This window comes from Streptomyces monashensis (genome assembly GCF_001866665.1).
GTDB classification, from domain to species: domain Bacteria; phylum Actinomycetota; class Actinomycetes; order Streptomycetales; family Streptomycetaceae; genus Streptomyces; species Streptomyces monashensis.
The window spans coordinates 42874-68327 of the sequence record NZ_MLYO01000024.1 but is presented as its reverse complement, the minus strand read 5'-3'; the positions used below and the strand labels follow the sequence as shown (position 1 = coordinate 68327).

General features: G+C 73.1%; 17 protein-coding genes and 1 pseudogene. 5 read left to right on the top strand and 13 right to left on the bottom strand.

The features are described 5' to 3' along the window. The first annotated feature begins 100 nt into the window (after positions 1 to 100). Both BIV23_RS14005 and BIV23_RS14000 read left to right on the top strand, forming a co-directional pair. A complete protein-coding gene (locus BIV23_RS14005) occupies positions 101 to 1546 on the top strand; it encodes a PspC domain-containing protein (protein WP_071381141.1) in 1446 nt (481 codons plus the stop codon). Further along, the gene (locus BIV23_RS14000; RefSeq protein ID WP_071381140.1) at positions 1533 to 1742 is read left to right on the top strand and encodes a hypothetical protein; all 210 of its coding nucleotides are present in this window, start codon (positions 1533 to 1535) and stop codon (positions 1740 to 1742) included. The genes BIV23_RS14005 and BIV23_RS14000 overlap by 14 nt, the downstream gene beginning before the upstream one ends. 15 nt (positions 1743 to 1757) lie before the next feature. On the opposite strand, the gene BIV23_RS13995 is transcribed toward BIV23_RS14000, so the two are convergent. The 3 genes from BIV23_RS13995 to BIV23_RS13985 all read right to left on the bottom strand — a co-directional run bounded on the left by BIV23_RS13995 (position 1758) and on the right by BIV23_RS13985 (position 4843). Further along, positions 1758 to 2282, bottom strand: a complete 525-nt coding sequence (locus BIV23_RS13995; RefSeq protein ID WP_079173143.1) for a DoxX family membrane protein — start codon at positions 2280 to 2282, stop codon at positions 1758 to 1760. A gap of 203 nt (positions 2283 to 2485) precedes the next feature. Beyond that, positions 2486 to 3766, bottom strand: coding sequence for a hypothetical protein (locus tag BIV23_RS13990; RefSeq protein WP_071381138.1), 1281 nt, complete (start codon positions 3764 to 3766; stop codon positions 2486 to 2488). Between the two features lie 282 nt (positions 3767 to 4048). Next, positions 4049 to 4843 carry a class II aldolase/adducin family protein gene (locus tag BIV23_RS13985; protein ID WP_071370091.1) on the bottom strand — a complete coding sequence of 265 codons (795 nt, stop codon included), beginning with the start codon at positions 4841 to 4843 and terminating at the stop codon, positions 4049 to 4051. Positions 4844 to 4983: 140 nt separating this feature from the next. Between BIV23_RS13985 and BIV23_RS13980 the strand changes: the two genes are divergently transcribed. Next, the gene (locus tag BIV23_RS13980; RefSeq protein ID WP_177239888.1) at positions 4984 to 5457 is read left to right on the top strand and encodes a pyridoxamine 5'-phosphate oxidase family protein; all 474 of its coding nucleotides are present in this window, start codon (positions 4984 to 4986) and stop codon (positions 5455 to 5457) included. Positions 5458 to 5477: 20 nt separating this feature from the next. Here BIV23_RS13980 and guaA read toward each other — a convergent pair whose 3' ends face one another. Further along, entirely contained in the window at positions 5478 to 7058 is a 1581-nt protein-coding gene (gene guaA / locus BIV23_RS13975; protein ID WP_071381137.1) for a glutamine-hydrolyzing GMP synthase, read from the bottom strand. Positions 7059 to 7341: 283 nt separating this feature from the next. On the opposite strand from guaA, the gene BIV23_RS13970 reads away from it, so the two are divergent. Next, positions 7342 to 7653, top strand: coding sequence for a chorismate mutase (locus tag BIV23_RS13970; RefSeq protein WP_071381136.1), 312 nt, complete (start codon positions 7342 to 7344; stop codon positions 7651 to 7653). Between the two features lie 983 nt (positions 7654 to 8636). Continuing rightward, the gene (locus BIV23_RS13965) at positions 8637 to 9698 is read left to right on the top strand and encodes a hypothetical protein (protein ID WP_071381135.1); all 1062 of its coding nucleotides are present in this window, start codon (positions 8637 to 8639) and stop codon (positions 9696 to 9698) included. Between the two features lie 97 nt (positions 9699 to 9795). Here BIV23_RS13965 and BIV23_RS13960 read toward each other — a convergent pair whose 3' ends face one another. From BIV23_RS13960 to BIV23_RS13920, 9 genes and pseudogenes are all read right to left on the bottom strand, one after another. Next, positions 9796 to 11574 carry a GMC family oxidoreductase N-terminal domain-containing protein gene (locus BIV23_RS13960; RefSeq protein ID WP_071381134.1) on the bottom strand — a complete coding sequence of 593 codons (1779 nt, stop codon included), beginning with the start codon at positions 11572 to 11574 and terminating at the stop codon, positions 9796 to 9798. A gap of 37 nt (positions 11575 to 11611) precedes the next feature. Beyond that, positions 11612 to 13225 carry a succinic semialdehyde dehydrogenase gene (locus tag BIV23_RS13955; RefSeq protein WP_071381133.1) on the bottom strand — a complete coding sequence of 538 codons (1614 nt, stop codon included), beginning with the start codon at positions 13223 to 13225 and terminating at the stop codon, positions 11612 to 11614. Between the two features lie 136 nt (positions 13226 to 13361). Beyond that, entirely contained in the window at positions 13362 to 14384 is a 1023-nt protein-coding gene (locus BIV23_RS13950) for a serine/threonine-protein kinase (protein WP_071381132.1), read from the bottom strand. Between the two features lie 71 nt (positions 14385 to 14455). Beyond that, a pseudogene (locus tag BIV23_RS13945) lies at positions 14456 to 14860 on the bottom strand (MBL fold metallo-hydrolase); the annotation flags it as partial. A gap of 52 nt (positions 14861 to 14912) precedes the next feature. After that, a complete protein-coding gene (locus BIV23_RS13940; RefSeq protein ID WP_071381131.1) occupies positions 14913 to 16652 on the bottom strand; it encodes a serine/threonine-protein kinase in 1740 nt (579 codons plus the stop codon). Positions 16653 to 16754: 102 nt separating this feature from the next. Then, the gene (locus BIV23_RS13935; protein ID WP_071381130.1) at positions 16755 to 18449 is read right to left on the bottom strand and encodes a serine/threonine-protein kinase; all 1695 of its coding nucleotides are present in this window, start codon (positions 18447 to 18449) and stop codon (positions 16755 to 16757) included. A 162-nt stretch (positions 18450 to 18611) separates the two neighbouring features. Then, positions 18612 to 21311 (bottom strand): protein kinase, encoded by a 2700-nt coding sequence (locus BIV23_RS13930; protein ID WP_071381354.1) that lies wholly within the window; start codon positions 21309 to 21311, stop codon positions 18612 to 18614. A 162-nt stretch (positions 21312 to 21473) separates the two neighbouring features. Further along, the gene (locus BIV23_RS13925) at positions 21474 to 23561 is read right to left on the bottom strand and encodes a serine/threonine-protein kinase (RefSeq protein ID WP_177239887.1); all 2088 of its coding nucleotides are present in this window, start codon (positions 23559 to 23561) and stop codon (positions 21474 to 21476) included. 165 nt (positions 23562 to 23726) lie between these two features. Then, positions 23727 to 25433 (bottom strand): glycerol-3-phosphate dehydrogenase/oxidase, encoded by a 1707-nt coding sequence (locus BIV23_RS13920; RefSeq protein WP_079173141.1) that lies wholly within the window; start codon positions 25431 to 25433, stop codon positions 23727 to 23729. Positions 25434 to 25454: the final 21 nt, after the last annotated feature.

The following is a 25454-nucleotide window of genomic DNA, read 5'->3' as shown; positions in this document are numbered from 1 at the left end:
CCGGTCGAACGGTTCCCCGCCCCCTCTCAGGGCCGAATTCAGGGTTCGCCCAGGGTCGTCCCGACTGCCGCCGCGACGACCGGGCCGTCACCATGGACGCATGACGGATCACGAGCACGCCGCGACGGGTCCGGGACCCGGCCCCGGCCCGCGCCCGGCCCCGGGCACCGGACCGACGGATGCCGGGCCCGCCGCGACACGGAGGACGGGAGCGGCCGGCCCCGGCAGCGACACCCCCGCCGGGGAAGAGGAGCAGAAGCAGCAGGCCGGCACGGCCTTCGACCGGTTCCGGCGAGACCGCCGGCACAAGATGATCGCGGGCGTGTGCGCGGGCCTGGGCCGGCAGACGGACATGGACCCGGTGATCTTCCGGATCACCCTGGCCGTGCTGTCCGCGACCGGCGGCATCGGCCTGATCTTCTACGGCTTCGTCTGGCTCCTCGTGCCGTTCGAAGACGAGGAGGAGAACGAACTGCGCAAGCTCCTGACCGGCCGGGTCGACGGGCAGGCGCTCGCCGCCGTGCTGTTCGCCCTGGTCGGCTGCGGGATCTTCCTGACCCTGCTGCGCAACGGCGGGGTGCTGGCCTTCGCCGCGGTGCTCTCGCTCCTGCTGGCGGGCGCCGGGTACTGGTCGCGGCGCCGTGGCGGCACCGACCCCGATCCCCTCGCCGCGCAGGCCGCCGCCGACGCCCCGCCGGAGGCCCAGGCGCCGCCGGTCGTCACCACCTATCCGTCCTGGTGGCGTGACCCGATCGTCAAGGACGGCACCCATGTCGGCGGCACGGGCTATCTGTGGGGGCCCGGCGACGCCCGCGACCGTGACCTGACCTCGGTCGTCGACGTCCGCATCCAAACGCCGTGGCCGCACACCGGATCCATACAGCCGCGGCCGGCCGCGCCCCCGAGACCGCGCGGACCGCGCTGGATCGGCGGCTGGCTGTTCCTGCTCGCCCTGGTGGCGGGCGGCCTCGGCACGGGCCTCACCTGGGACACACGCCCGCTGGGCACCAGCCTCCAGACCGGTCTTGCCTGCGCGCTGGCGGTCTTCGGCCTGGGGCTCGCGCTCAGCTCCTTCCTGGGGCGCACGGGCGCCGGGACGGTGTTCCTGGCGCTGGTCACGGCGGCGCTGCTCGCCGGGGCGACGGCCATGCCGAAGGACATCACGACCCACTGGAGGGACGCCTCCTGGACGCCTGCGGCGACGGCGCAGGTCCAGCCGCGCTACGACCTCGGCACCGGCCGGGGCACCCTCGACCTGAGCCGGGTACGTCCGGCCAAGGGAGAGACGGTCACGACGAACGCCCATGTGGGCGCCGGGCAGCTGCGGGTGATCCTGCCGGCGGGCGGGACCGTGCGGATGGACATCGAGGTGGGAGTCGGCGACATCCGGTTGCCGGGGGACTACAGGAAGGACGTGGACGTGCGGCCACGCAGGCTCGAGAACGTGACACTGGCGCCGGCCAAGGGCGCCGAGAGCGCCGGCACGCTGGACCTCGAGCTCGGGGTCGGTGCGGGACAGGTGGAGGTCAGCCGTGCTGCGTCATGAGTTCCAGCCCGGGAGGCTGATCGCCGGGCTCTTCCTCACCGCCGCGGGCGCGGTCTACGCGGGAGCCGCGGGCGGGCTGTGGGAGACACCGTGGTTCGCGATCGCACCAGTGGTCGTGTCCGGCCTGTTCCTGGCCACTGTGGCAGGGGGCGTGGCCCGGGCGATACGCAGACGGAGCGGTACGGAGCGCGACTGACGGCCGCCGACCCGCCTAGCGGTACCCGCCCTGCCGTCGTCGGGATCGCCAGAGCGCGTCCAGGGAGAGGTAGGGCGCACCGGCCAGGACCAGGGGGAGCCAGGCCATCAGGTAGGCGAGGTCGTTGCCGTAGTAGTAGGGGGTGGTCGCCCAGCTCACGGTCAGCCATAGGCTGAGCGAGATCAGTGCGCCGCCGAGCGCGGCCAGCCGGGCGAGCAGCCCGAGCAGGGTGCCGATGCCGACGGCCAGTTCACCGAGGGCGATGGCGTAGCCGAAGCCGACCGGGCTCTTCAGGGCCATGTCGACCAGGGCCGGGATGGCGGCGGAGTCGCGGGCCGCACGCATGGTGTCGCCGACCGAGCCGGTGCCGCCGGACTTCATGAAGGCGCTGTCGGTGAGCTTGTCCAGGCCGGCGTAGATGAAGGTGACGCCGAGGAAGACGCGCAGCGGGAGCAGGGCGTAGTGGGCGGCCGTGTCCCGCCAGCCGCGGGGGCCGTTCAGCCGGTTCATGTGCGTGTCCGTCCGAATGCCGTGAGTCATCGTCGCCAGCCGCCCTCTCGCCCGCCGTCCCACCCCTCACTCGACGATACGTACGACGGACGGGGCCGGTTCAATCCCCTGCCCCGGAGGTTTTTCCGGAATTCGGCTGTGCGTGCGAAGCCCGACATGCGAAGGCGCGAAAGAACGCGAACGAAGAGGAAGGAAGGGAGGCAGACATGACGGTGCTGCGGCAGCGGGCCGGGTTACTCCGTCACCTGGACCGTGTACCGGTTGGTCGCCACCCCGGCCGCCGTGACCACCTGGACCTCCACCGAGCCCGGCTCGACCTCGACGGGTACGGGGACGGTCAGGACGGTGTCGGTGGGGTTGCGGAAACCACCCGTGACGGGGATCAGAGGGACGTGCACGTCGACGGTGCCGATACGGACCACCACGCGGGAGAGCCGGTCCGCGGTCCGGGCCCCGGGCGGGACGAAGCCCGCGCCGCGGATCTCGATGTCGTCGCCGGTGCGGATCGGCCCGTCCAGGTCGCCCGGTTCGCGGGCGCGGACCACGGAGAGGACGACCGGCCGGCCGCCCTCGGCGTACTTGCCGGCCAGGTAGGTGGCGGCCGAGATCAGCACGATCACGCCCAGCCCCCAGGGCAGATCGGGCAGTTGGTCGGGGCGGCGGGCGAGCCGTACGGCGGCGAACACCAGGGCGACGGCGCTGATGACGGCGTACTGGATGTCGCTGAACGCGCCCCGGCCGGAGTCGTCGCTGAACAGGTCGGCGGCGCGCGGCCGGTGGGCCGGCACCTTCTGGAGCCGCTGGGCGAGGATGCGCAGCGTCACCACCCGGCGGACCAGGACGGCGATGCCGCACACCACGCCGAGGACGGTCACCACGCCGGTGCCGCGCGCGAGGTCCAGGCCCGAGATCAGCTCGTCGCGTTCGGCGTGGTCGGATGCGGCGGCGAGCCGGGCGGCCAGCAGCAGCACGGCGTAGCCGACGAACAGCACCCAGCCGGCGGCCACCGTGCGGGAGGTGGACATCCGGTTGTCCTCGCCGATCACCGGGGCGAGCGCTCCGCCGCGGGCGCGGTGGAGCCGGCCGGCGGTGGTCAGGGCGGCGGCGACGACGAGCGCGGCGAGCAGGGCCGCGGTGCGGGCGGTGGTCCAGCCCGGGCCGATCGCGGTGAGCGCCTCGCCGAGCAGCAGGACGACGACCGCGCCCCACACCGCGGCCACCGTGCGCGGCCACAGCCGGGCGACCCACGCCTCACCCTCGGCGCGGCCGCGCTCCGCGACGGACTCCGCGCGCTGGGTCAGTTCCTCCGACACCCACTGGCGGGACGCCGAGGCCGAGTGCGCCACGGCCGCCGGCAGCCCCTGCCCGGCGGCGAACTCGTCCCGTCGGCGCAGAAACGCGGCGACGGCCCGCCGGTGCCCCTCGCGGGCGCCGTGCGGACAGTCCTCGCAGGTGCAACCGCCCTCGTGGGTTCCGTCGGCACCCGTGTCCTGTCTCGCCTCCTGCACCGCCACGCCGGACGCCCGCCTTCCCCACGACTCGTCGACACGGCCGACGGCCCCTCGGCAGGCCGTCCCGTCGCCGCACAACTCCCCCGCTTCGTCAGCGAATTGTGCCTTACGGCAGGCCGTCCGGGCTCGTCGGGCCGGGTCAGGGCGGGTGAAGTGAGGGCCTGTGTGTTGACCCTGCCGGGAGAATTCCCGCTGTGCCGGCTGAGGGCGCCGGGCGAGCCGTTCCGTGACGGGTTGCTCACGGACGAGGAGTCCGCGTCGACGAAGGCGGCCGTGCTCGGGGATTCAGCTGAGCAGGTCCGGTTCGCTGCGGCTGATGTCCTGCCACAGCGGCTGGTAGTTGATCCAGGCCACGAGGTCGCCGCCGAGCTGTTCGCGGGTGGCGACGGCCAGTTTGTGGTCGATGAGGACCGGGCGGCCGGCCGCCTTCGCCATCAGCTGCACCTGGCAGGAGCGTTCCATGGACAGGAACCACCAGGCGGCGGCGTCCACCGAGTCACCGACGGTGAGCAGTCCGTGGTTGCGCAGGACGAGCGCCTTGCGGGAGCCGAGGGCGGTGGCGATGCGGCGGCCCTCCTCGGCGTCGACGGTGACGCCGCTGTAGGCGTCGTAGAGCGCCACGTCCTCATAGAAGGCGCAGCTTTCCTGAGTGATCGGGTCGACCAGCTCGCCGAGCGCGGCGAGGGCGCGGCCGTGCACGGAGTGACAGTGGGCGACGGCGACGACGTCGGGGCGTGCGGCGTGGACCTGGGCGTGGACGGTGAACGCGGCCTGGTTGACGTGGTAGCGGCCCTCGACGACCTGGCCGTCCTGGTTGGCGAGGACGAGGTCGCTGACGGTGACGTGCCGGAACGGCATGCCGAAGGGGTTCACCCAGAAGCAGTCCGTGAACTCCGGGTCGCGTGCAGTGATGTGGCCCGAGACCCCGTCCTCGAAACCGCTGCGCCCGAAGACCCGCAGGGCCCCGGCGAGTCGCTCCTTGCGGTGCCGGCGTTCGTCCTCCGCCGAGTCGTGCATCGGCGGCATGGCGAAGCGGAGCTGGTCGGTGGGCAGCGGCAAGGGCGAGGTCGGCCCGTGCATAGGTCCTCCAGCGCTGGAATTGCGGTCTGGGCCGGAAGTTACCCTCGGTCAGCGCAAAAGGGCAGAGCCGTTTTGTAAAGATGACGTACGCAGCGAATACACGACAGAGGTTGTCCGGTTTGCCGGTGAGACTGTCGCGTATGACGTCTGTGAACTGGGAGGCCTTCGCCTCCGCCGAACCCGAACTGGCCCGGATCACCGAGGAGCGCTTCCGCGCCCACCGGCATCATGTGCTCGCCACCCTCCGCAAGGACGGTTCGCCGCGCACCTGCGGTCTGGAGGCCGACTTCCGCGGCGGCGAGCTGTGGCTCGGCATGATGGACGTTTCGCTGAAGGCCCTCGACCTGCGGCGCGATCCGCGCTTCGCGCTGCAGGCGAACCCGGGCGAGGGCACGGAGATGGGCGGCGGGGACGTACGGATCGCGGGGCGGGCGTACGAGGTCGAGGGCGGGCGGAAGTCCGGATACGCGAAAGAGGCGGAACCGCCGGAGCCGTTCCACCTCTTCCGTACCGAGCTGACGGAGGTCGTGCGGACCTACGTCGAGGACGAGCGGTATCTCGTCGTCCAGGTCTGGAAGCCCGGTGCGCCCCTGCGCACGGTCAGGCGCGCGTAGGGGCCGTGGGAGTCAGCCGGTCACTCCCACTCGATGGTGCCCGGGGGCTTCGAGGTCACGTCGAGGACGACGCGGTTGACGTCCCGGACCTCGTTGGTGATGCGGGTCGAGATACGGGCGAGGACGTCGTAGGGCAGCCGGGACCAGTCGGCGGTCATGGCGTCCTCGGAGGAGACCGGGCGCAGCACGATCGGGTGACCGTAGGTGCGGCCGTCGCCCTGGACGCCCACGCTGCGGACGTCGGCGAGCAGGACCACCGGGCACTGCCAGATGTCGCGGTCCAGGCCGGCCGCGGTCAGCTCCTCGCGGGCGATCGCGTCGGCGTCGCGGAGCAGGTCCAGACGCTCCTTCGTCACCTCGCCGACGATGCGGATGCCGAGACCCGGGCCCGGGAAGGGCTGGCGCTGGACGATCTCGTCCGGCAGGCCCAGCTCCTGGCCGACCATCCGGACCTCGTCCTTGAACAGCTTGCGCAGCGGCTCGACGAGCTGGAACTCGAGGTCCTCGGGGAGGCCGCCGACGTTGTGGTGCGACTTGATGTTGGCGGTGCCGGTGCCGCCGCCGGACTCGACCACGTCCGGGTACAGGGTGCCCTGGACCAGGAACTCCACGGCCGGACCCGCGTCGGCGATGATTTCGGCCTGCGCCTGCTCGAAGACGCGGATGAACTCACGGCCGATGATCTTGCGCTTCTCCTCGGGCTCCGAGACGCCCTTGAGCGCGGTCAGGAAGCGCTCCTCGGCGTCGACGACGACCAGCTTGACGCCGGTCGCGGCCACGAAGTCCTTCTCGACCTGCTCGGTCTCGCCCTTGCGCATCAGACCGTGGTCGACGTAGACGCAGGTCAGCTGGTCGCCGATGGCGCGCGCGACGAGGGCTGCGGCGACGGCGGAGTCCACGCCGCCGGACAGACCGCAGATCGCGCGCTTGTCGCCGACCTGCTCGCGGATCGCCGCGACCTGCTCCTCGATCACGTTGCCCGTGGTCCAGGACGGGGTCAGGCCCGCGCCCCGGTACAGGAAGTGCTCCAGTACCTGCTGGCCGTGCGTGGAGTGCATGACCTCGGGGTGGTACTGGACGCCGTAGAGCTTCTTCTCGTCGTTCTCGAAGGCGGCGACCGGGACGACGTCCGTGGACGCGGTGACGGAGAAGCCCTCGGGGGCGGCGGAGCAGGCGTCGCCGTGCGACATCCACACGTGCTGCTCGGCCGGGGTGCCCTCGAAGAGAGTGGAGGACGTCCTGGAGACGTGCAGGTCGGTGCGGCCGTACTCGCGGGCGCCGGTGTTGTCCACCGTGCCGCCGAGGACCTGCGCCATCAGCTGGAAGCCGTAGCACATGCCGAAGACGGGAACGCCGGCCTCGAAGAGCGCGCGGTCGAGGCGGGGGGCGCCCGTCTCGTAGACCGACGAGGGGCCGCCGGAGAGGATGATCGCCGCGGGGTTCTTGGCGAGCATCTCCTCGACCGGCATGGTGCTCGGCACGATCTCGCTGTAGACCCGCGCCTCGCGGACGCGACGGGCGATGAGCTGGGCGTACTGCGCACCGAAGTCGACGACCAGGACGGTGTCGGGGGTGGCGGCAGCGGTGTTCGCTGATGACACGGGGTGCCTTCTGGTGGTCGGGCGGGGGTCTGTGGTTCCGATTCTAACGGGGCGGGGGTGGGACCTCTCCGCTCAGGCGCCGTGGCATACTGACCGCATGCTCGCGCACTCGACCTTCCTCTTTACCTATGGCAACCGGCCCGCTGGCTGCCATGGTCGTGCTGCTTGAGCTGAGCGAAAGCCAAGCGACTTCCCAGGCGCCCCGGGCCGACAAGGCCCGGGGCGCCTGACGTTTTCCGGGTTCTGTCGTTCCGGGGTTCCTTCCCCGACAGGAGCCACGAACATGACCACCACCTCCCCGGCAGCCACGGCAGCCCCCGAAACCCCGGAAGCCACGGCAGCCACAGCAGCCCCGGAAGAGACCATCGCCGGCGCCCGTGAGCGCATCGACGTGCTCGACGACCGGATCATCGGCCTCATCCAGGAGCGGATGGCCGTCTCCGCCGTCGTGCAGCAGACCCGCATCGCCTCCGGCGGGCGGCGCGTGCACCTCTCCCGCGAGATGGAGATCCTCGGCCGCTACCGCGAGGCCCTCGGCAGGCCCGGCACCCCCCTCGCCATGACCCTGCTCGAACTGTGCCGGGGTCGCATCTGAATTCGACCGCCGTCTCACCCGTACGGCGCGTGACCGGCCCGCACACCGCTTCGTTGAGGGGGTGTCCGTGCCAGCCAGGGGCGGGCCCGACAGAACCACGCGTGGCTCGCTGGAGCGATGAGGCGTACGGGTCGTGCCGTGCGCCGTGGGACCTCGCTCCGGAAGGTGACCGGACGGCAGGGGACAGCAGCCCGGTCACCCAAGAGAACGGTCGGCTCCGGGGACGCCCGGGGCCGGTCGGCGGACAACTGCAGAGAGTGCGCCCGTGCCGGGACGCGTCGACGGCCGCGGGGAAGAGTTCGACATCGGCCGGAAGCCCCACGTCCTCGGCGGTGCCGTCCTCGATCACTCCATCGCGGAGCACGGGCGCACATGAAATTCGTCGCAGCAGCAGTGAGTTGCTGGTTTCGGGCGCCGTAGGTGGACGTGGCCGTGCCCGGCACCGCCCCTCGTCCAGGCGGACCATGGCGGTGTCGATGGGATGTCAGCTGGCGTCCCCGGCATGGAAGTCGACCGGCTGGTCGTGGCAGCGGATGTGTGGGTGCCGTCCGCGTCCCGGAAGGCGCGTCGACGTTCGGCGCGCCGCCCCTCGATCCCCTTGCCGCGCTCAGGGTCAGCACCCTTGACGGCGGCCGACTCGCCGCGCCCGGTGCGGGGTCCGGTGTGACCGCCCGTCGCCGACGCCTCGGTGGCGTTCGCGGAAGCGGTGCGCCGACGACCGGCCGCCGATCCCCGATGCCGCCCGGGACCCCTCGACCGTTGCTCCGCACAGAAACGAGGGGGACTTCCTGCGACGACGCCAAGGCTCGACGCGTTCCAAAACATGATCCATGTCACACATGAAGGGGACAGGGTGAGCACAACCGTTCACCCCGGCCGCAGGTCTCCCTTACGCACACCAACGGCCACGCCCGCGCCCCACACGCGGAGGCCTCCCGACACGTGCTGCCCCGCCGCGGCACGCTTGCCCTGCAGAGGTCTTCATGAAGCTTCGCCGCGCCATGGTCGCCATGGCCGCGACGGCGGTCATAGCTCCGATCGCCCTGCTCTCCGCCCCCGCCGCGTTCGCGGACGAGCCGCCGAGCGCGTCGTCCGCGAGCAGCCCGGCCGCCGACGAGAGCGCGTCCACCGGAGCGACGGACGGGGCGAGCGGCTCGCCCTCCGGCCAGAGCAGCCCGACGGCCGGAACGAGCAGCTCGCCCTCCGACTCGGCCTCTCCCACGGCGTCCGCCTCCGCGTCCGCCTCCGCGTCCGCTCCCGCCACGCCGAGCAACAGCTCCGGCTCGTCGGCATCCGCCTCGCCGAGCCGGAGCGCCGAGCCCACCGCCATCCCCAGCGACTGCCCGGTCGACGACAACATGGTCGACCCCGACTCCCAGCTGAGCATCGACGTCTCCGGCCTGCCCGGCAAGATCGTCGCGGGCAGCGGCTGGCACGACTTCACGATGACGGCCGCCAACCACAGCGACCAGTCGCTCGGCACGGTGCAGTGGCTCGCGACCGTCGACAACGACACGGCGAGCGACAACGAGAAGGACTGGCTGAGCACCTACGCCAAGCTCGAGTTCTTCAACCCCAGGACCAAGTCCTGGCAGTCCATGGCCGACACGGTCGGCAACGGTCTGTACTTCGGCACGACCTCCCTGGGCCCCAAGCAGACGGTCGGCATCAAGCTGCGCGTCGACATCACCGCACAGGCCCCCGCCGGCGACGGCTTCAGCATGGGCTTCGGCGGTTACGTCGACACGCAGAAGAACTGCGTGCACAGCGCGTTCGGCTTCTACGACTTCACCGTGCTCAAGCCGGGCAGCAGCAACCCGAGCCCCGGCCAGGCCAAGCCAGGCAAGGGCACGACGCCGACCAGCGGCAAGGAGCCGCAGGGCGGTGCCACCGAGATCGTGCCCACCGGCACCCTCGCGCACACCGGTGCCAGCTCCATGCTGCCGACGATCGCCCTCGTCAGCGGGGTCGCCGTCGTCGTCGGTGCCGGAGCGCTGTTCTCCGTCCGCCGCCGCAAGGGCGCCGGTTCTCACACCGCCGCCTGAGCACGGCGGACACACCGGGCGGAGGCGTCCTTCGCTCCGCCCTGCCGAAGGGGCCTGCGCCAGGAGGGGGGTGCAGGCCCCTTCGGTATGCGGCGCGCTACTTCTTCGGCGGCACCGCCGGCATGCCCAGGAACGGCAGCCGCAGTGCGCCGAAGGCGTCCTGCGGGACCACCGGGGACTGCGGTTCGACCGGCTTCAGGCGCTCGTACGCCGCTCCCGGTGCCGGGCGCGGGTCGTCCTCGCCCTTGTTCGGCCAGAACGACATCGCGCGCTCGGCCTGCGCGGTGATCGTCAGCGAGGGGTTCACACCCAGGTTCGCCGAGACCGCGGCGCCGTCCACGACCGAGATGCCGGGGTGGCCGTAGAGGCGGTGGTACGGGTCGATCACCCCGGTCCCCGCCGAGTCGCCGATGGGGCAGCCGCCGAGGAAGTGCGCGGTCAGCGGGGTGCCCATCAGTTCGCCGACGTTGCTGCCGGCGAAGCCGTTGATCTCGGCGGCGAGCACGCTCGCGGCCTCGGTGGCGGCCTTGATCTGCCTGGGGTTGGGGGCACCGTGGCCCTGGCGGGCGGTGAGCAGGCCCTTGCCGACGCCGTCCGGCTTCAGATAGGTCGTCAGCGAGTTGTCCAGGGACTGCATGACCAGGCCGATGATGGTCCGCTCCGACCAGCGCCGGTTGGACAGCGACCGCAGCACCAGGAGCGGGTGCCTGGCCGCGTTCGCCAGCCAGGCCAGCGCGCGCGAGGAGCCTTCCGCGTAGGGCACCTGGAGGATCGACAGGCCGCCCATCGCGTTGGAGCCCTTGCCGTAGCGGACCGGCTCGATGTGCGTGTTCTCGTCCGGGTGGATCGAGGACGTGATCGCGACGCCCTGGGTGAAGTCGGCCCGGACCGTGCCGTGTGCCCTGCGGTAGCGGCGGTTGTCGGTCTGCGCGCCGACCAGCGCCTCGGAGTTGGTCCGGGTCAGGTGGCCGAGGCGCTCGGACAGGTACGGCAGCTGGCCGCCGGCCCGCATCCGGTGCAGCAGGGTCTGTGTGCCGTAGGTGCCGGCCGCGAGGACGACCCTCCGGGCGGTGAACAGCCGGCCCTCGCCCTTCTTCTTCCGGTCCGTCGGCAGGGTCGCCACCGCGTACCCGCCGCGCGAGTCGTCCGTGACGGACACGACCGTCGTCATGGGGTGCACCACCGCGCCCGCCTGCTGGGCGAGGTGGAGGTAGTTCTCGTTGAGGGTGTTCTTCGCGCCGTGGCGGCAGCCGGTCATGCACTCGCCGCACTCGGTGCAGGCGTTGCGGGACGGGCCGGCCCCGCCGAAGTACGGGTCGGCGACCTCCTGCCCGGGGCTCGCCTTCGTCGTCCCGTCGGCGTCCTTGCCGTCGCCGAAGAACACGCCGACCGGGGCCAGGTGGAAGGTGTCGCCGACGCCCATCTGCTCGGCCGCCGCCTTCAGGTGCACGTCGGACGGCGTCATCGTCGGGTTCAGGCGGACGCCGAGCATGCGCCGGGCCTGGTCGTAGTACGGCTGCAGCTCCTCCTGCCAGTCGGTGATGTCCTTCCACTGCGGGTCCTCGAAGAAGGGCTTCGGCGGGACGTAGAGGGTGTTGGCGTAGTTGAGCGAGCCGCCGCCCACGCCCGCGCCGGCCAGCACCATCACGTTGCCCAGCAGGTGGATGCGCTGGATGCCGTACAGGCCGAGCTTCGGGGCCCAGAGGTAGTTCCTCAGGTCCCAGGAGTTCTTCGGGAGGGCCTCGCGGGTGTAGCGGCGGCCGGCCTCCAACACGCCTACCCTGTACCCCTTTTCGGTCAGGCGGAGGGCGGACACCGAACCGCCGAATCCGGAGCCGACGATCAGGACGTCGTAGTCGTAGGCGTCGTGCGGCACGTGTGCTCCTTGTTGGGTCGTCAAGGGAAGAGGGGAATTACCTGAACCGGAATGCCTTCATCACCCGAAGACTCGTGCTCATGAAGCGGGCGTAACGCGCGTCGTCCATCCCCAGTGACGGCGCCATCGGCAGCAGCCGCTGCTGGGCCACCGTCTGGGCCTCGGTGTACTTGAGGATGCCCTCCGAGCCGTGCCGGCGGCCGAGGCCGGAGTCCTTCATGCCGCCCATCGGGGACTGGACGCTGCCGTAGGCGGGCGCGTAGCCCTCGTTGACGTTGACCGTGCCGGTGCGCAGGCGGGCGGCGACCTCGCGGCCGCGCCGCGCGCTGGTCGTCCAGACCGACGAGTTCAGGCCGTACGGCGTGGCGTTGGCGCGCTCGACCGCCTCGTCGTCGGAGGAGAAGCGGTAGATCGAGACGACCGGGCCGAAGGTCTCCTCCGCGCAGACGGTCATGGAGTCCTCGACGCCGTCCAGGACGGTGGGCTCGAAGAAGTAGGGGCCTATGTCGGGTCGGGCCCTGCCGCCCGCGAGCACCTTGGCGCCCTTGGCGACGGCCTCCTCGACGTGCCGTTCCACGGTCTTCAGCTGGCGCTCGCCGACCAGCGAGCCCATGTCCGCGCCGTAGGCGAGGGAGTTGCCGAGGCGCATGGCCCGGGTGCGGGCGGCGAAGCGCTCCAGGAAGGCGTCGGCGACCGACTCGTGGACGTACAGCCGCTCGATGGAGATGCAGAGCTGTCCGGCCGAGGAGAAGCAGGCGCGTACGGCGCCGGCGGCGGCCTTCTCGATGTCGGCGTCGTCCAGCACCAGCATGGCGTTCTTGCCGCCGAGTTCGAGGGAGACGCCGACCAGGCGGGCCGCCGCGCCTTGCGCGACCTCGCGCCCTGTGCGGGTGGAGCCGGTGAAGGAGACGTAGTCGGCGTGCCGGACGACCTCGGGGCCGACGACCGGGCCCTCGCCAAGGACGACCTGGAAGACGCCTTCGGGCAGACCCGCCTCGATGAGCAGGTCGCGCGCCCACAGCGCCGTCAGACAGGTCTCCGTGTCCGGCTTCATCACCACCGCGTTGCCGGCCACGAAGGCGGGCAGGGCGTCGCCGACGGACAGCTCCAGGGGGTAGTTCCAGGGGGCGATCTGGCCCACGACCCCGCGCGGGTGGCGCAGTTCGGTGACCTTCGTCAGGGTCGGGATGGCGCCGGTGTGCCGCTTGGGCCGCAGATAGGCGGGGGCCTTGCGGCCGTAGTGGCGGGCCGCGACGGCGACGGCCTGGACCTCCTCGTGCGCGTGCAGCCGGGCCTTGCCGGTCTCCAGCTGGATGAGGTCGAGGACCTCGGCCTGCCGCTGGAGCACCAGGTCGTGGAAGCGCAGCAGCACGGCGGCCCGCTGCCCGACCGGGGTCTTCTCCCACACGGACTGCGCGGCGCGGGCGGCCTCGAAGGCCTTCTCCACGTCCTCGGGGGTGGACTCGGGCAGATCGGCCAGCTTCTCGCCGGTGAACGGGGTGTGGTTGGCCGTCCGGCCGGAGCCGACCACCCCCTTCGTGAGCCGGGCCACCAGTTCCGGGGTGACCACGTCGGCGGCGGTGCGGGCGCCCTCGGGGGCGGGCGCGAGGGGGTTGGTACCGGCGATGTCCGAGGCCTGCGTGTCCGTCATGAGGCGCAGGGTATGCCGGAGGGCAGCCTTTGTGTACCCGGCGGTAACGGGGATTCACGACGTGCTCACATGCTGCCAGTGATCACTGGCAGTGAATGTGCTGATCAGGGCGTTGACGCCCGGCCGAACAGAACGATCATTCGAGTCCGGCTTTTTTCGCCAGGAGCAGGCCGAGGGTGGTCCGCGGGGTGCGGCGACGCGGCCCGACCGGGGCTGCCTGGCCTTGCCGCACGGCCTCCGGTTCCCGTGCGGCCGCCGGCGGCACGGGCTCCGGTACGGGGGTGAGCCCGAGGTAGTCGTGGAGTGCGGCCGCGACCTCGGCCGCATCGGGACGGGCCGCCGGCTCGTCGGCGCGCAGCCGCTCCAGCAGCGGTCCGAGCGCGCCCGGCCACACCGGGCCGGTGCCCTCGGTGACTTCGCGCGCCTCGGTGACGTCGGTGGCCTCGCCCGCCCCAGTCACCTCGGAGGATCCAAAAGCCCCGTGGGCTCCAAAAGCCCTATGGGCCCCGAAGGCCTCGTGGGCCTCAACCTCCTCCCCCACCGCGGCCCGCAGCAGCGCGCCCAGGGACCACAGGTCGGAGGCCGGTCCGGCGCCGGGGCCGGCGGCGCGCTCGGGAGCGACGAACCCGGCGGGCGCCTCGCCGGGGTGGCCGCCGCCGGTTCCGAAGTCGGTGACGACGACCCGCCCGGTGCCGGACTCCAGCAGCACGTTGGCCGGCTTGACGTCCCGGTGCACGATGCCGACGGCGTGCGCGGCGCGCAGGGCGCCGAGGACGGCGAGCCCTATCCGGACGGCCTCGACGGGCGGCAGGGGCCCGCGGCGCAGCACCTCGCGCAGCGACTCGCCCTCCACCAACTCCATGACGATCCACGGGACATGGCCCTCGGTGACGACGTCCAGCACCGTGACGGCACAGGGGTGGCGCACCCGGGCGGCGGCGCGGGCCTCCGTGGAGAGCCGGTGGGCGATACGCCGGCTCTCCTCGTCGTCGGCCGGATCGCCGGGCAGCAGCGGCTCCTTGAGGGCGACCTGCCCCTGCCCGGCCTCGTCCAGTGCGCGCCAGACCGTTCCGGTGGGCCCGGAGCCGAGGCGGCCGGCGAGCCGGTAGCGGCCACCGATCAGACGTGCGCCGGGCGGGTGTTCGCCGTCTTCAGTCATGCCCCATGAGTACCGTGCGCACCAGGCCGTTGTCGAAGCGAGCGGTCAGCGCCCCGTGCCAGGGCGGCAGTTCAGGCGGTCCACCGGTGCAGGGCGAAGCCCCGGGGTGCCGTGCGCACCTCCACGGCCCCGCCGCCGCCCGCGAAGTGCGCCGGTATCACCAACTCCCGCTCGGCGGCAGCCCGTTCCAGCACCCGGCGCCGGGTCGCGGCCGCCTGCCGCGGGTCGAGGCAGAAGCAGCTGTTGCACTCGGGGCGCAGGATCTGCACCGGGCTGTGCAGGAGGTCACCGACGAACACCGCACGCTCGCCACGGGACTCCACCCGCAGGACCGAGGAACCCGGCGTGTGGCCGGGGGCGGACTCCAGCACGAGGTGTTCGTCGAGGCGGTACGTGTCCTGCCACAGCTCGGTCAGGCCGGCCCGGTGCACGGGCGCCACGCTGTCCTCGTAGAGCAGCCGGTCGTCGACGCGGATGGTTCATCCCTGCCGCGCCATGTGCGCCGGATCCGCGGGGATCCGGATCCGGTCACGAAGCCGTGACCGAGAAGGTGTCCAGCGCCACGTCGAAGTACTCCCGCGCCTCGCGCACCTTGCCGACCGGCGCCGACACCCACACGTCGTATACCCGCCCGGACTCCTCCCAGCACAGGTCGTAGGTGTGCCGCGGGCCCTCCGCCGCGCTGAAGCCGTCCCAGCTGAACTCCCAGAGCGCGGCCGGGTGTCCCGCGTGCGCGGCGCGGGTGACCCGGCCGTCGTGGTAACCGGGGTTCGTGCGCGGGCCGTCGGCCGCCGACCGCTCCATCGCCGCGCGCGGGCCGCCCGGCGGGGCCGCGCCGGCCCGGATGCCGAGGCGGAAGGTCCCGCCCGGCGAGAGGTAGAAGACGCGCTCGCCCTGGGGGCTGCGGGTGAAGTCCTGCGGCACGGCGAGGGAGAAACCGGCCGGGTCCCGGGCCGTGCGGTAACCGGAGGGCGCGGTACGGGAGTCGGTGCGCGTCGGCCCCGGCGAGGCGGTCGGCGAGGGCGAGGGCGAGGGCGGACGGGTGCCGGTACCGCCGCCACCGGTGCCGGTCGCCGGGGACGTCGTCGTGCCGCCGGGACTGCCGCCCCCGCCCGCGTCGTCCCCGTGCAGCAGCAGGGCGGCCGACACCCCGGCCCCGGCCAGCGCGGCGACGAGCACCGCCGCGATCAGCACCCCGCGGGTGGCGGTCCGGGGCGGCGGTCCGGCCGAGGGCGCGGGCGCGGCGGGCGAACGCGGCACGTCCGGCCGGGTCGGCGAGTAGGGCGCGGCCATCCCGGCCGTACGACTCGCCGGACGGCTGCCCGTGCGCTGTCCCGTACGGCTGCCCGCCCCCGGCCGCGCCGTACGGCCCCCGCCGGTCCGGTGACCGCGGGCCCCGCCCGACGTGGCGGCCGCGCCCGGTGCGTCCGGCGTCCGTCCCGTCTCCAGGTACGTCCGCAGCATCTCCTCGGCGTCGGCCGCGCCGAGCCGCCGGTCGGGGTCGCGCTCCAGCAGGCCCCGTACGACGGGCAGCAGTGGCTCGGCCTCGGCGGGCGGCCGGATCTCGGCGGCGACGACGGCGTGCAGGATGCCGCCGATCGAGTCGCGCCGGAACGGCGACTCGCCGCTGAGCGCCGTGCACAGCAGCGCGCCCAGCGACCACAGGTCGGACTCCGGCCCGGTGCGCACCCCCGACATCCGCTCCGGCGCGGTGTACTCGGGCGAGCCGACGAAGGAGCCCGTCTCGGTGAGCGTCGTGGCGCCCGCGACCTGCGCGATACCGAAGTCGGTGAGCACGACCCGGCCGGTGCCGGACTCGATCAGCACGTTCGCGGGCTTGATGTCCCGGTGCAGCACCCCCGCCTCGTGCGCGGTGCGCACCGCGCTGAGCAGGGCGACGCCGATGCGCGCGGCCTCGGCGGCGTCGACCGGGCCGTACCGGGCGATCCGGTCGGCGAGCGAGCCGCCCTCGACCAACTCCATGACCAGATAGGGCCGTTCGTCCTGCTCCACGACGTCATGCACGACGATGATGTGCGGATGCCGCAACTGGGCGACCGCCCGCGCCTCGCGGAACGTACGGTCCTGGCGGCGCCGCGTGTCGTCGTCCGGGAGCGCGTCGTCCGCGAGGATCTCCTTGACCGCGACCCGGCGCCCCAGCAACTCGTCGCTCGCCCGCCACACGACGCCCATGCCGCCGCGCCCGATGCGTGCCTCCAGTCGGTAACGGCCCGCGATCACCCGGAAGTCGGCGCCCTCGGTCCCCATGCGCCCCATCATGCCGCACCAGACCCGCGCGCTCCGGGACGCCGATCAGCCAAGCAGTACCGATCGACCAGCGGTTTTCGGCCGTATCGGCCGACGCCGCCGCTACGGCTGCTGCCAGCCCTGGAGAACCGCCCTGAACTGCTTGCCCGTCGTCGCCCAGTCCGCCGCCGGGGAGGAGATGTAGATCGCGTACTCGATGCCGTCCCGGGAGTAGTACGTCTCCTCGACGGCGCGCCGCGGTCCCGGGAAGGGCGTGTCCTTCGACTGCGCGGTCCAGGTGTACTCCCAGACGGAGCCGTTCAGGTCGCGGTAGATGTTCTTCTCCAGCCGCACGCGCTTGTAGCCGATGAGCCGCTTGCTGAGCTGCTGGTCCAGATCGCGCTGGTGCGCGTTGGCGTCCTTGAAGTCCGGGGAGCCGTCGATGGCGATGCGCACGAAGTGCTTGCCGTCGTCCGGGCTGTAGTCGACCTGCTTGAGAGCGCCCTGGATCTCGTAGACCTTCCGCTTCCAGCCCTTGGGCAGGGAGAGGCTGAAACCGAGCGGGTCGGTGTACGTCCGCCAGCTGGCGGGGACCGCGCCGTCGGAGCCCGGCGTGCTCGTGTCGCTCGCGGAGGGGTCGGTGACCGGGCCCGCGCCGCCGCTCGACCCGGTGGCGCTGCTCGCCGTCGCACCCCACTCCTGGACGGCGACCGCCGCGCCGCCGCCGAGCACGGCGGCCGTCGCGACGACGAGGGCGAGGGTGCGCAGCCGGCGCCGGGGACGGCCCCGTCCCGCGCCGCCGCGGCCCGCGGCCGCGGTCTGTCCCGCCGGTCCGGGCGGGGTGGGGGCGACGGCCGTCGGCCCGGTCATCGAGCGCCCGGCGCCCGGCGCGGTCGGTGCGTCGTAGCCGGGGATCGTCGCGCCGGTGCCGTAGCCCGCGGAGCCGGTGCTGGTGTGCAGGCCGGAGTTCTGGGTCGGGACGAAGGCCTGAGCCGCGTCGGGCCGACGGCCCTCCGCCGCCTCGGCGAGCAGCTGCTCCGCCTCCTCGGCACCCGGCCGCCGGTCGGGTTCCTTGCGCAGCAGGGCGGATATGACGGGGCCGAGCGCACCGGCGTGGCGTGTCTCGGCGGCCTCCTCCTCGACCACGGCCTGCATGGTGCTCAGCGGTGAGGTGCGGCGGAAGGGCGAGCGGCCCTCGACGGCCGTGTAGAGCGTGGCGCCGAGCGCCCACAGGTCCGAGGACGGGCCCGGGTCGTGGCCGCGCACCCGCTCGGGCGCGAGATAGTCGACCGAGCCGACGACCTCTCCGGTGCGGGTGATGGTGGAGTCGCCCTCGATCTGGGCGATGCCGAAGTCGGTGAGCAGGACCCGGCCGTCCTTGCCGAGCAGCACGTTGCCGGGCTTGACGTCCCGGTGCAGCACGCCGGCGGAGTGCGCGGCGCGCAGCGCCCGCAGCACCCACAGGCCGATCCGCGCGGCCTCCCGCGGCTCGACCCGGCCGCGCTCCTTGACCTCGTCGGCCAGCGAGTTGCCCTCGACCAGCTCCATGACGATCCACGGGCGGCCGTCGTGTTCGAGGACGTCGTGCACGGTGACGACGGCGGAGTGGTTGATGCGCGCGGCGGCCCGGGCCTCGGCCCGGGTACGGGCGAGCAGCACGGCCCGGTCACTGTCGGAGACGTAGAGGGCCGCGGTCAACTCCTTGACTGCGACCGTCCGGTGCAGCACCTCGTCGTGGGCGCGCCACACCCGGCCCATGCCTCCGCTGCCGATGGAATCGGCAAGCCGGTAGCGGCCCGCTATGAGCAGGCCCTGCATCTGATTCACGTTGCCCCGCAATGCTCTTGACAGGGCCAGACTAAGGACCGGTCTGCCCGCAGGGAACCAGCGGGGTACCAAGGTGACAGCACTGTGACGCTTGTCGCCCGCCCAGCCGCTTCCCGCCGGTTACCCGGCGCGCTCAGCCGGTGCACGCGGCGCTCAACCGGTGTAGGTGTACGTCGCGGTGGCCTGCTCGTACAACCGGGTCACCTGGTCCCGCTCGGACTCCGGACCGCGGACCTGGATGACGTGGTAACGGCCGTTCAGCAGGATCGCCATGTTGCGCACGAACAGGTCGCGCCCCTGCCCGTCGGTCCAGGTGAACTGCCCCTCGGCCATGGTCCGTCCGCCCACCTCGATGGTCCGCAGCCCGGTGGCCGTGGCCCAGCTGGAGTCCCGGTACGGCTGCAGCTCGCTCTCCTTGTCCCGCTGGTACGCCATCGGGTCACCGCCGTATCCGGCGGCGCTGTCCCGTCCCGGGACGACGATCAGCTCGAAGTTCCCCTGCGCGTACACGACCTCCCCGCTGCCGTTCTTCGGGGTGCGGCCCCAGCCCTTGGCCACGGCGATCCTGAAACCGCCGGGGTCGGTGCGCAGGGTGAAGCCGGCGGCGACGCTCGGATCGCCCCCGGTCTGGGTCTCGGTGCCGGACGCGGACGCGGAGGGACCGCCGTCCGCGGACTGCCCGGAGGAGGGCTGCGGGGCGCGCGAGGACGCCGGGCCGGCCTCCCCCGCGCTGCCGGTCCGGTCGCCGCCCGCCGCTCCGTCGTGCCCCTGCTTGGGCAGGAACAGCATCGCGAACGCGATCGCACCGGCCAACAGGAGCAGGATCAGCAGAAGCAGGGTCCGGCCGAGGCTGCGCGGCGAACGCGCCTCGCCCCTGCTCCGCTCCGGGGACCGCTTGTGCCGGCCGTGCGGTGAGGTCTCCGCCGCCCGGGCGCGTCGGCGCCGCAGCCGCACCAGTTCGCCCCGGCGCCGGACGATCGGCAGCCGGCTCGGGTCGCTGGGCGGCACGGTCACCACGTGCGTACCGGCGTCGGGCTCGGGCGCGGACCGCACCAACGACCGCAGCCAGCCGCCCAGTTCCTCGACGCCGAGCCGCTCGGTCGGATCCTGCCGGAGCAACGACTCCACGACCGGCCGCAGCGGGCCGCACTCCTCGGCGAAGGCGGGCGGCTCGGCGCACACGAGTTGCACCAGCTCGGCCGTCGACTCCTCCGGGTACGGCGCATGCCCCTGCACCGCGCGGAACAGCAACGCACCGAGCGCCCACAGATCGGTCGCGGGCCCGACCGGCGCCGCCAGCTGCCAGTTCTCGTGCACGGGCCCGGCCTGCTCCGGCGCCCACCGCTCGGTCACCGGCCCGACCACCGTCATCCGCACCTGCCGCGCCCTCTCGGCCGCCAGGGCGCTCACAGTCCCCCGCGGAGGCCCGACGAGAACAGCGGACAGGTCTCGGACCTGCCCGCCGGACTCGTCCCCGTCGGCGGACACACTCCGCGCCCGACCACCGGAATCGGCACCGTAGACGGACGCATCCGGAGCCTGCCAAGTGGAATCGACACCATGGGCCGACAGGTCTCGCACCTGACGGCCGGAATCGGCACCGGAGCCGGACGCGCCTCGGACCTGCCCGCCGGACACAGCGCCGTAGGCGGACACACCCCGCCCGCCACCGCCGGAATCGGCACCGTGGGTGGACGAGCCTCCGGCCCGGCCGGCGGAGTCGGCGCCGTACGCGGTGGCGCCGTCGGCGGGCGGGCGGGCGCCGGGCAGGGCGGGGCGGCCGCCCTGTCGGGACTCCTGCACCCGGGCGGCGGCACGCGCGCCCGCGCGATACGCGGCGATGGCCCCGGCGCGCGCGGCGCGGATGTCGGCCCCGCTCGCCCCGCTCACCCCGCCCGTACCGCTCGCTCCGCTCTCCAGAGCCCGTGGTCCGGCCGGACCACCGGCCGTATCGGCGCCGCCCGGCGTCCCGTCGGCGCCCGGCAGGCCACCGGCCGCCCTCGCCTGGATCGCCGCCCGGCGCGCGGCCTCGGGGTCGACATCGACATCGACATCGACATCGACGGACGGAACACCTTCGGCCGGGCCACCGGACGACGCGGTGACTCCACGCCGCCCGCCGAACGCCCCGCCCAGGCCGCCCCCGTCGGCAGACGCCGCACCGGCCCCCGGCCCGACCCGCTCCAGACCCGCCCGGCCCGCCGGTCCCGGTGCCCCGCCGGGGCCGTCGTCCTGGCCCGGTACCGGGTCGTACCCGCTCAGCGCCTCCTCCGCCGCGCCGACCGCGAGGCCGGTCAGCATCACGCGGCCGTCGTCGCAGACGAGCACCGTGCGGGCCGTGATGTTGCGATGCACCCAGCCGTGGGCGTGCAGCACCCGCAGCGCCATGAGCACGTCGGAGGCGACCTCGGCCGCCCGGTACGGGGACAGCGGCTGCTCGGCGAGGAACGCTGACAGCGGGCGCGCCGCGACCCACTCGCTGACGATCCACAGGGACCCGCCCTCGGCGAACACGTCGAAGACCTGGTCCAGCCGGGGATGATCGGGAATGCGGGCGGCCGCCTGCGCGGCCTCGACGGCGCGTCGTACGGCCGGATCGGCGGGCCGGCGGGTGGCCGTACGGTCGTCCGCCGCCCGCCGGGCCCCGCGCTCGCGCGCCGTGAATCCCTCGGGCAGTCCCTCCGCGTCGAGCACCTCGGCCTCGACGACCTCCGGCAACGGCACCTGCCGGACGAGGACTTCCTGTCCGCTGTAGGTGTCGAAGGCGCGGGTCTCGGTGAGTTCGTACTCGTCGGAGGGCGGCAGCGGCAGGCGGTAGCGGTCGGCGAGCACCCGACCCGCGTAGTCGTCCACGTTGCCTCCCCCGGCCGCCCGGTTGGTCACATCCGTTCGCCTCGCGCCCCGTTTCGCACACTCATACGGCTGCGTACGGTCCGCAACCATTCACGATACGTGCCGGAGGCAACCCGCATTGAGCGGATGCCGGATTGTGACGCCCAAACCGCCGTACGGTGATTACGACTTGGGTGTGAAGGTGGCCGTCAGGGTCTTCCAGGTGTCCTTGCGCAGCGCGCTGTCCCAGTCCGCGTCCTTCGCGGTGTACATCAGCCCGTAGCCGAGGCCGCCGTTGACGACGAAACCCCGGTCGATGGTGTGGTACTTGGCGCCGTCGACGTACGTGAACTCCCAGTCGGCCGTGTTCCAGCTGCGGTAGTCCACCTTCTCTATGCGGACCTTGTGGTACTGGGAACGCACCATGTAGCGCTCCTGGTTCTTCCAGTCCGCCACCGGGTCGCCCTTGGGCGTGGTCGTCCACGCGACGAGCAGCTTCTGTCCGTCGGGGCCGGTGTAGCGGTCACCGGCGCTGTCGCTCGACCCGTACGACCAGCCCTTGGGCAGCCCGATCGAGTAGCCCTGGCCGCCCTTGCGGGTCGACACCGCGGGCGCGCTGCCGCCGCCCTTCGCGGCGGACGAGCCGGAGCTGCCGGCGGACGCGCTCGCGCCGCCGTCGGTCCGGTTGCCCGACGGCGTGCCGCCGGCGGACGACGGGCTCGACCCCTCCGCCCGCGCGGCGCCGCCCGTGCCGCGGTCCTCCTTGGTGGACGCGCTCGCGCTCGCCCCCGTCTTGGCCCCGCTGCCGTTGTCGGTCTTGCCGCCGCCGCTGAGGGCGACGGCGAGCACCGTACCGAGCACGGCGAGGGCGACCACCACGGCGATGATCAGCAGCGTGCGTCGGGGCACAACGTCGGTCAGCGGCGCCCTCGGCACCGGCCGCGGCGGCAGGTCCAGGTCCGGCGGCGGCATCACGGGCCAGCCCGAACTCGGCTTGCTCGCACCGGAGTTCGGCCCGGCCGCCGCGCTCGAGGCCGCACCGGTCTGCCGTGCGCCCCCCTCCGCGGGACCGCCGGTCCGTCCGGGGTCGGCGGCACCGGGTCGGGCACCGCCGGTGACAGGACCGCCCGCGCCCGCGGAACCGCTCGTACGCGCGCCGCCCCCCGGCCCGCTCGCACCACGCGTACCGCTCGAAGCTGCCGTACCGCTCGCGGGGGGCGTGCCGGTGTCGCCGCCGCCCCTCGCCCGCGTCGCGGCCGCGGCCGAGGCGGCGCCCGCCGCCTTGCGGACCGAACGCAGCGCACCGCGCAGCTTGTCCGCGGCCTCCTCGCTCCGTCTGCCCTCGGCCGGGCCGGGCTGCGGCGGCAGCGGAACCACCCGCGTGGCGTCCATCGGCTCCGGCTCGGGTTCGCGGATCACCTTGTTGAACTCGGAGCGGGCGCCGGCGTCGTCCAGCCGCTTGGCCGGGTCCTTGGTGAGCAGGCCGTAGATGACGTCCCGCAGCGGGCCCGCGTTCTTGGGCTCCTCCAGCGGCTCGGTCATCACCGCGGTGAGCGTGGCGATCGCCGAACCCTTGTCGTACGGCGGAGTGCCCTCCACCGCCGCGTACAGCAGGCCGCCGAGCGACCACAGGTCGGCCGCCGGACCGGGCTTGTGGCCGCGGGCGCGCTCCGGGGAGATGTAGGAGGGGGCGCCGACGAGCATGCCGGTGGAGGTGATGGACGGGTCGCCCTCGACCTGGGCGATGCCGAAGTCGGTGAGCACGACCCGGCCGTCCTCGGCGATGAGCACGTTGGACGGCTTCACGTCCCGGTGCAGGATGCCCTCGCGGTGCGCCGAGCGCAGCACGTCGAGGACGGCGAGCCCGACCTCGGCGGCGCGCTTCGGCTCCAGCAGGCCGTCCTCGCGGATGACCTCGGCGAGGGACTTGCCCTCCACCAACTCCATGACGATCCAGGGCCGGTCGTCCTCGTCGACGACGTCGAAGACCGTCACCGCGCTGTTGTTGCGGATCCGGGCGATCGCCTTGGCCTCGCGCAGGGTGCGCGTGATCAGGCGCCGCTTCTCCTCCTCGTCGATGTTCGACGGGAACCGCAGTTCCTTGACGGCCACCGTCCGGCCCAGCGTCTCGTCATCGGCCCGCCACACGGTGCCCATGCCGCCGCGGCCCAGCACATCTCCCAGCCGGTACCGCCCGGCGAGGAGACGACGCTCGCCCTTGTCCTGACGAGTCTCCTGACGAGAAGTGCCCGCCCGCTCCGCCTCCGACATGCGTCCCCTCATGCAACCCGCCCTGACAGAGCCTCCATTGTCTCTCACCCGACAAGTGCCCGACGCCCAGGGGGCCTACCTGAAGCAGCCCTTCCGCTTATCGGGATGAGGGGTCGTAAGAAGGGAGAAACCGGGACCCTGACGCGGCTTCAGTGCCTGGCGTGGCTACAGCGGCACGATGTCCGGTGCCCCGAGCCGGGCCGCGTCCGCCGTCAGGTCGTCGGGCTGGAGCTGGGACTCGCGCTCGGCCTCCACCCGCTTCTCGTAGTGCTCGACCTCTCTCTCGACCTGGCCCTTGTCCCAGCCGAGGACCGGCGCCATCAGCTCCGCCGCCTCGCGGGCGCAGCGCGTGCCCCGGTCGAAGGTCTCGATGGAGATGCGGGTGCGCCGGGTGAGGACGTCGTCCAGGTGCCGGGCGCCCTCGTGGGAGGCGGCGTAGACCACCTCGGCGCGCAGGTAGTCGTCGGCACCGGTCAGCGGCGCGCCCAGCGCGGGATCGGCGGCGACGAGGTCCAGGACCTCCTCGGCCAGCGAGCCGTACCGGTTCAGCAGGTGCTCGACGCGGGCCACGTGCACTCCGGTGCGCGCGGCGATGCGCGCGCGTGCGTTCCACAGCGCCTGGTAGCCCTCCGCGCCCAGCAGCGGGGTCTCCTCGGTCACGCAGTCGGCGACGCGCATGTCGAGGCCGTGCACCGCCTCGTCGACGGCGTCCTTGGCCATCACGCGGTAGGTGGTGTACTTGCCGCCCGCGACGACCACGAGCCCCGGCGCCGGATGGGCGACCGTGTGCTCCCGGGACAGCTTGCTCGTGGCGTCCGACTCCCCGGCGAGCAGCGGGCGCAGACCCGCGTACACACCCTGGACGTCGTCCCGGCCGAGCGGCACCGCCAGCACCGAATTGACGTGCTCCAGCAGGTAGTCGATGTCGGCGCTGGAGGCGGCCGGGTGGGCCTTGTCGAGGTCCCAGTCGGTGTCGGTGGTACCGATGATCCAGTGCCGGCCCCACGGGATGACGAACAGGACGGACTTCTCGGTGCGCAGGATCAGCCCGCTGGTGGAGTGGATGCGGTCCTTGGGCACGACCAGGTGGATGCCCTTGGAGGCGCGGACGTGGAACTGGCCGCGCTCGCCCACCATGGCCTGGGTGTCGTCGGTCCACACGCCCGTCGCGTTGACGATCTGCCGGGCGTGGATCTCGTACTCCCCGCCGCCCTCGACGTCCTGCACGCGCGCGCCGACGACCCGGTCGCCCTCGCGCAGGAACCCGGTCACGCGGGCACGGTTGGCCGCCCTCGCGCCGAAGGACGCGGCGGTGCGCACCAGGGTGGCCACGAAGCGGGCGTCGTCCACCTGGGCGTCGTAGTACTGCAGGGCGCCGACCAGCGCGTCCTTCTTCAGGCAGGGGGCGACGCGCAGGGCGTGACGGCGGGTCAGGTGCCGGTGCAGGGGCAGGCCCCGGCCGTGTCCGCGCGCCATGGACATCGCGTCGTACAGGGCCACGCCCGAGCCGGCGTAGAGCCGCTCCCAGCCCCTGTGCTGCAACGGGTAGAGGAACGGCACCGGCTTGACCAGGTGCGGGGCGAGCCGCTCCAGCAGCAGTCCGCGCTCCTTCAACGCCTCCCGTACGAGGGTGAAGTCGAGCATCTCCAGGTAGCGCAGGCCGCCGTGGATCAGCTTGCTGGACCGGCTGGAGGTGCCGGACGCCCAGTCGCGGGCCTCGACGAGACCGGTGGACAGACCGCGCGTGACCGCGTCCAGCGCCGTACCGGCACCGACGACCCCGGCACCGACCACCAGCACGTCCAGCTCCCGCTCCGCCATCGCCGCCAGCGCTTCGGCGCGCTGCGCAGGCCCCAGAGTCGCTGTCCTCACCGCTGCCTCCCGCTGTCGCAC

Coding starts and splice junctions, on each gene's coding strand:
- BIV23_RS13980 (WP_177239888.1), top strand. CDS start 4,984: ATGACGTCTGTGAACTGGGAGGCCTTCGCCTCCGCCGAACCCGAACTG.
- BIV23_RS13940 (WP_071381131.1), bottom strand. CDS start 16,652: ATGGGGACCGAGGGCGCCGACTTCCGGGTGATCGCGGGCCGTTACCGA.
- BIV23_RS14005 (WP_071381141.1), top strand. CDS start 101: ATGACGGATCACGAGCACGCCGCGACGGGTCCGGGACCCGGCCCCGGC.
- BIV23_RS13985 (WP_071370091.1), bottom strand. CDS start 4,843: ATGCACGGGCCGACCTCGCCCTTGCCGCTGCCCACCGACCAGCTCCGC.
- BIV23_RS13955 (WP_071381133.1), bottom strand. CDS start 13,225: ATGACGGACACGCAGGCCTCGGACATCGCCGGTACCAACCCCCTCGCG.
- BIV23_RS13970 (WP_071381136.1), top strand. CDS start 7,342: ATGACCACCACCTCCCCGGCAGCCACGGCAGCCCCCGAAACCCCGGAA.
- BIV23_RS13995 (WP_079173143.1), bottom strand. CDS start 2,282: ATGACTCACGGCATTCGGACGGACACGCACATGAACCGGCTGAACGGC.
- BIV23_RS13965 (WP_071381135.1), top strand. CDS start 8,637: ATGAAGCTTCGCCGCGCCATGGTCGCCATGGCCGCGACGGCGGTCATA.
- BIV23_RS13935 (WP_071381130.1), bottom strand. CDS start 18,449: ATGCAGGGCCTGCTCATAGCGGGCCGCTACCGGCTTGCCGATTCCATC.
- BIV23_RS13950 (WP_071381132.1), bottom strand. CDS start 14,384: ATGACTGAAGACGGCGAACACCCGCCCGGCGCACGTCTGATCGGTGGC.
- BIV23_RS13925 (WP_177239887.1), bottom strand. CDS start 23,561: ATGTCGGAGGCGGAGCGGGCGGGCACTTCTCGTCAGGAGACTCGTCAG.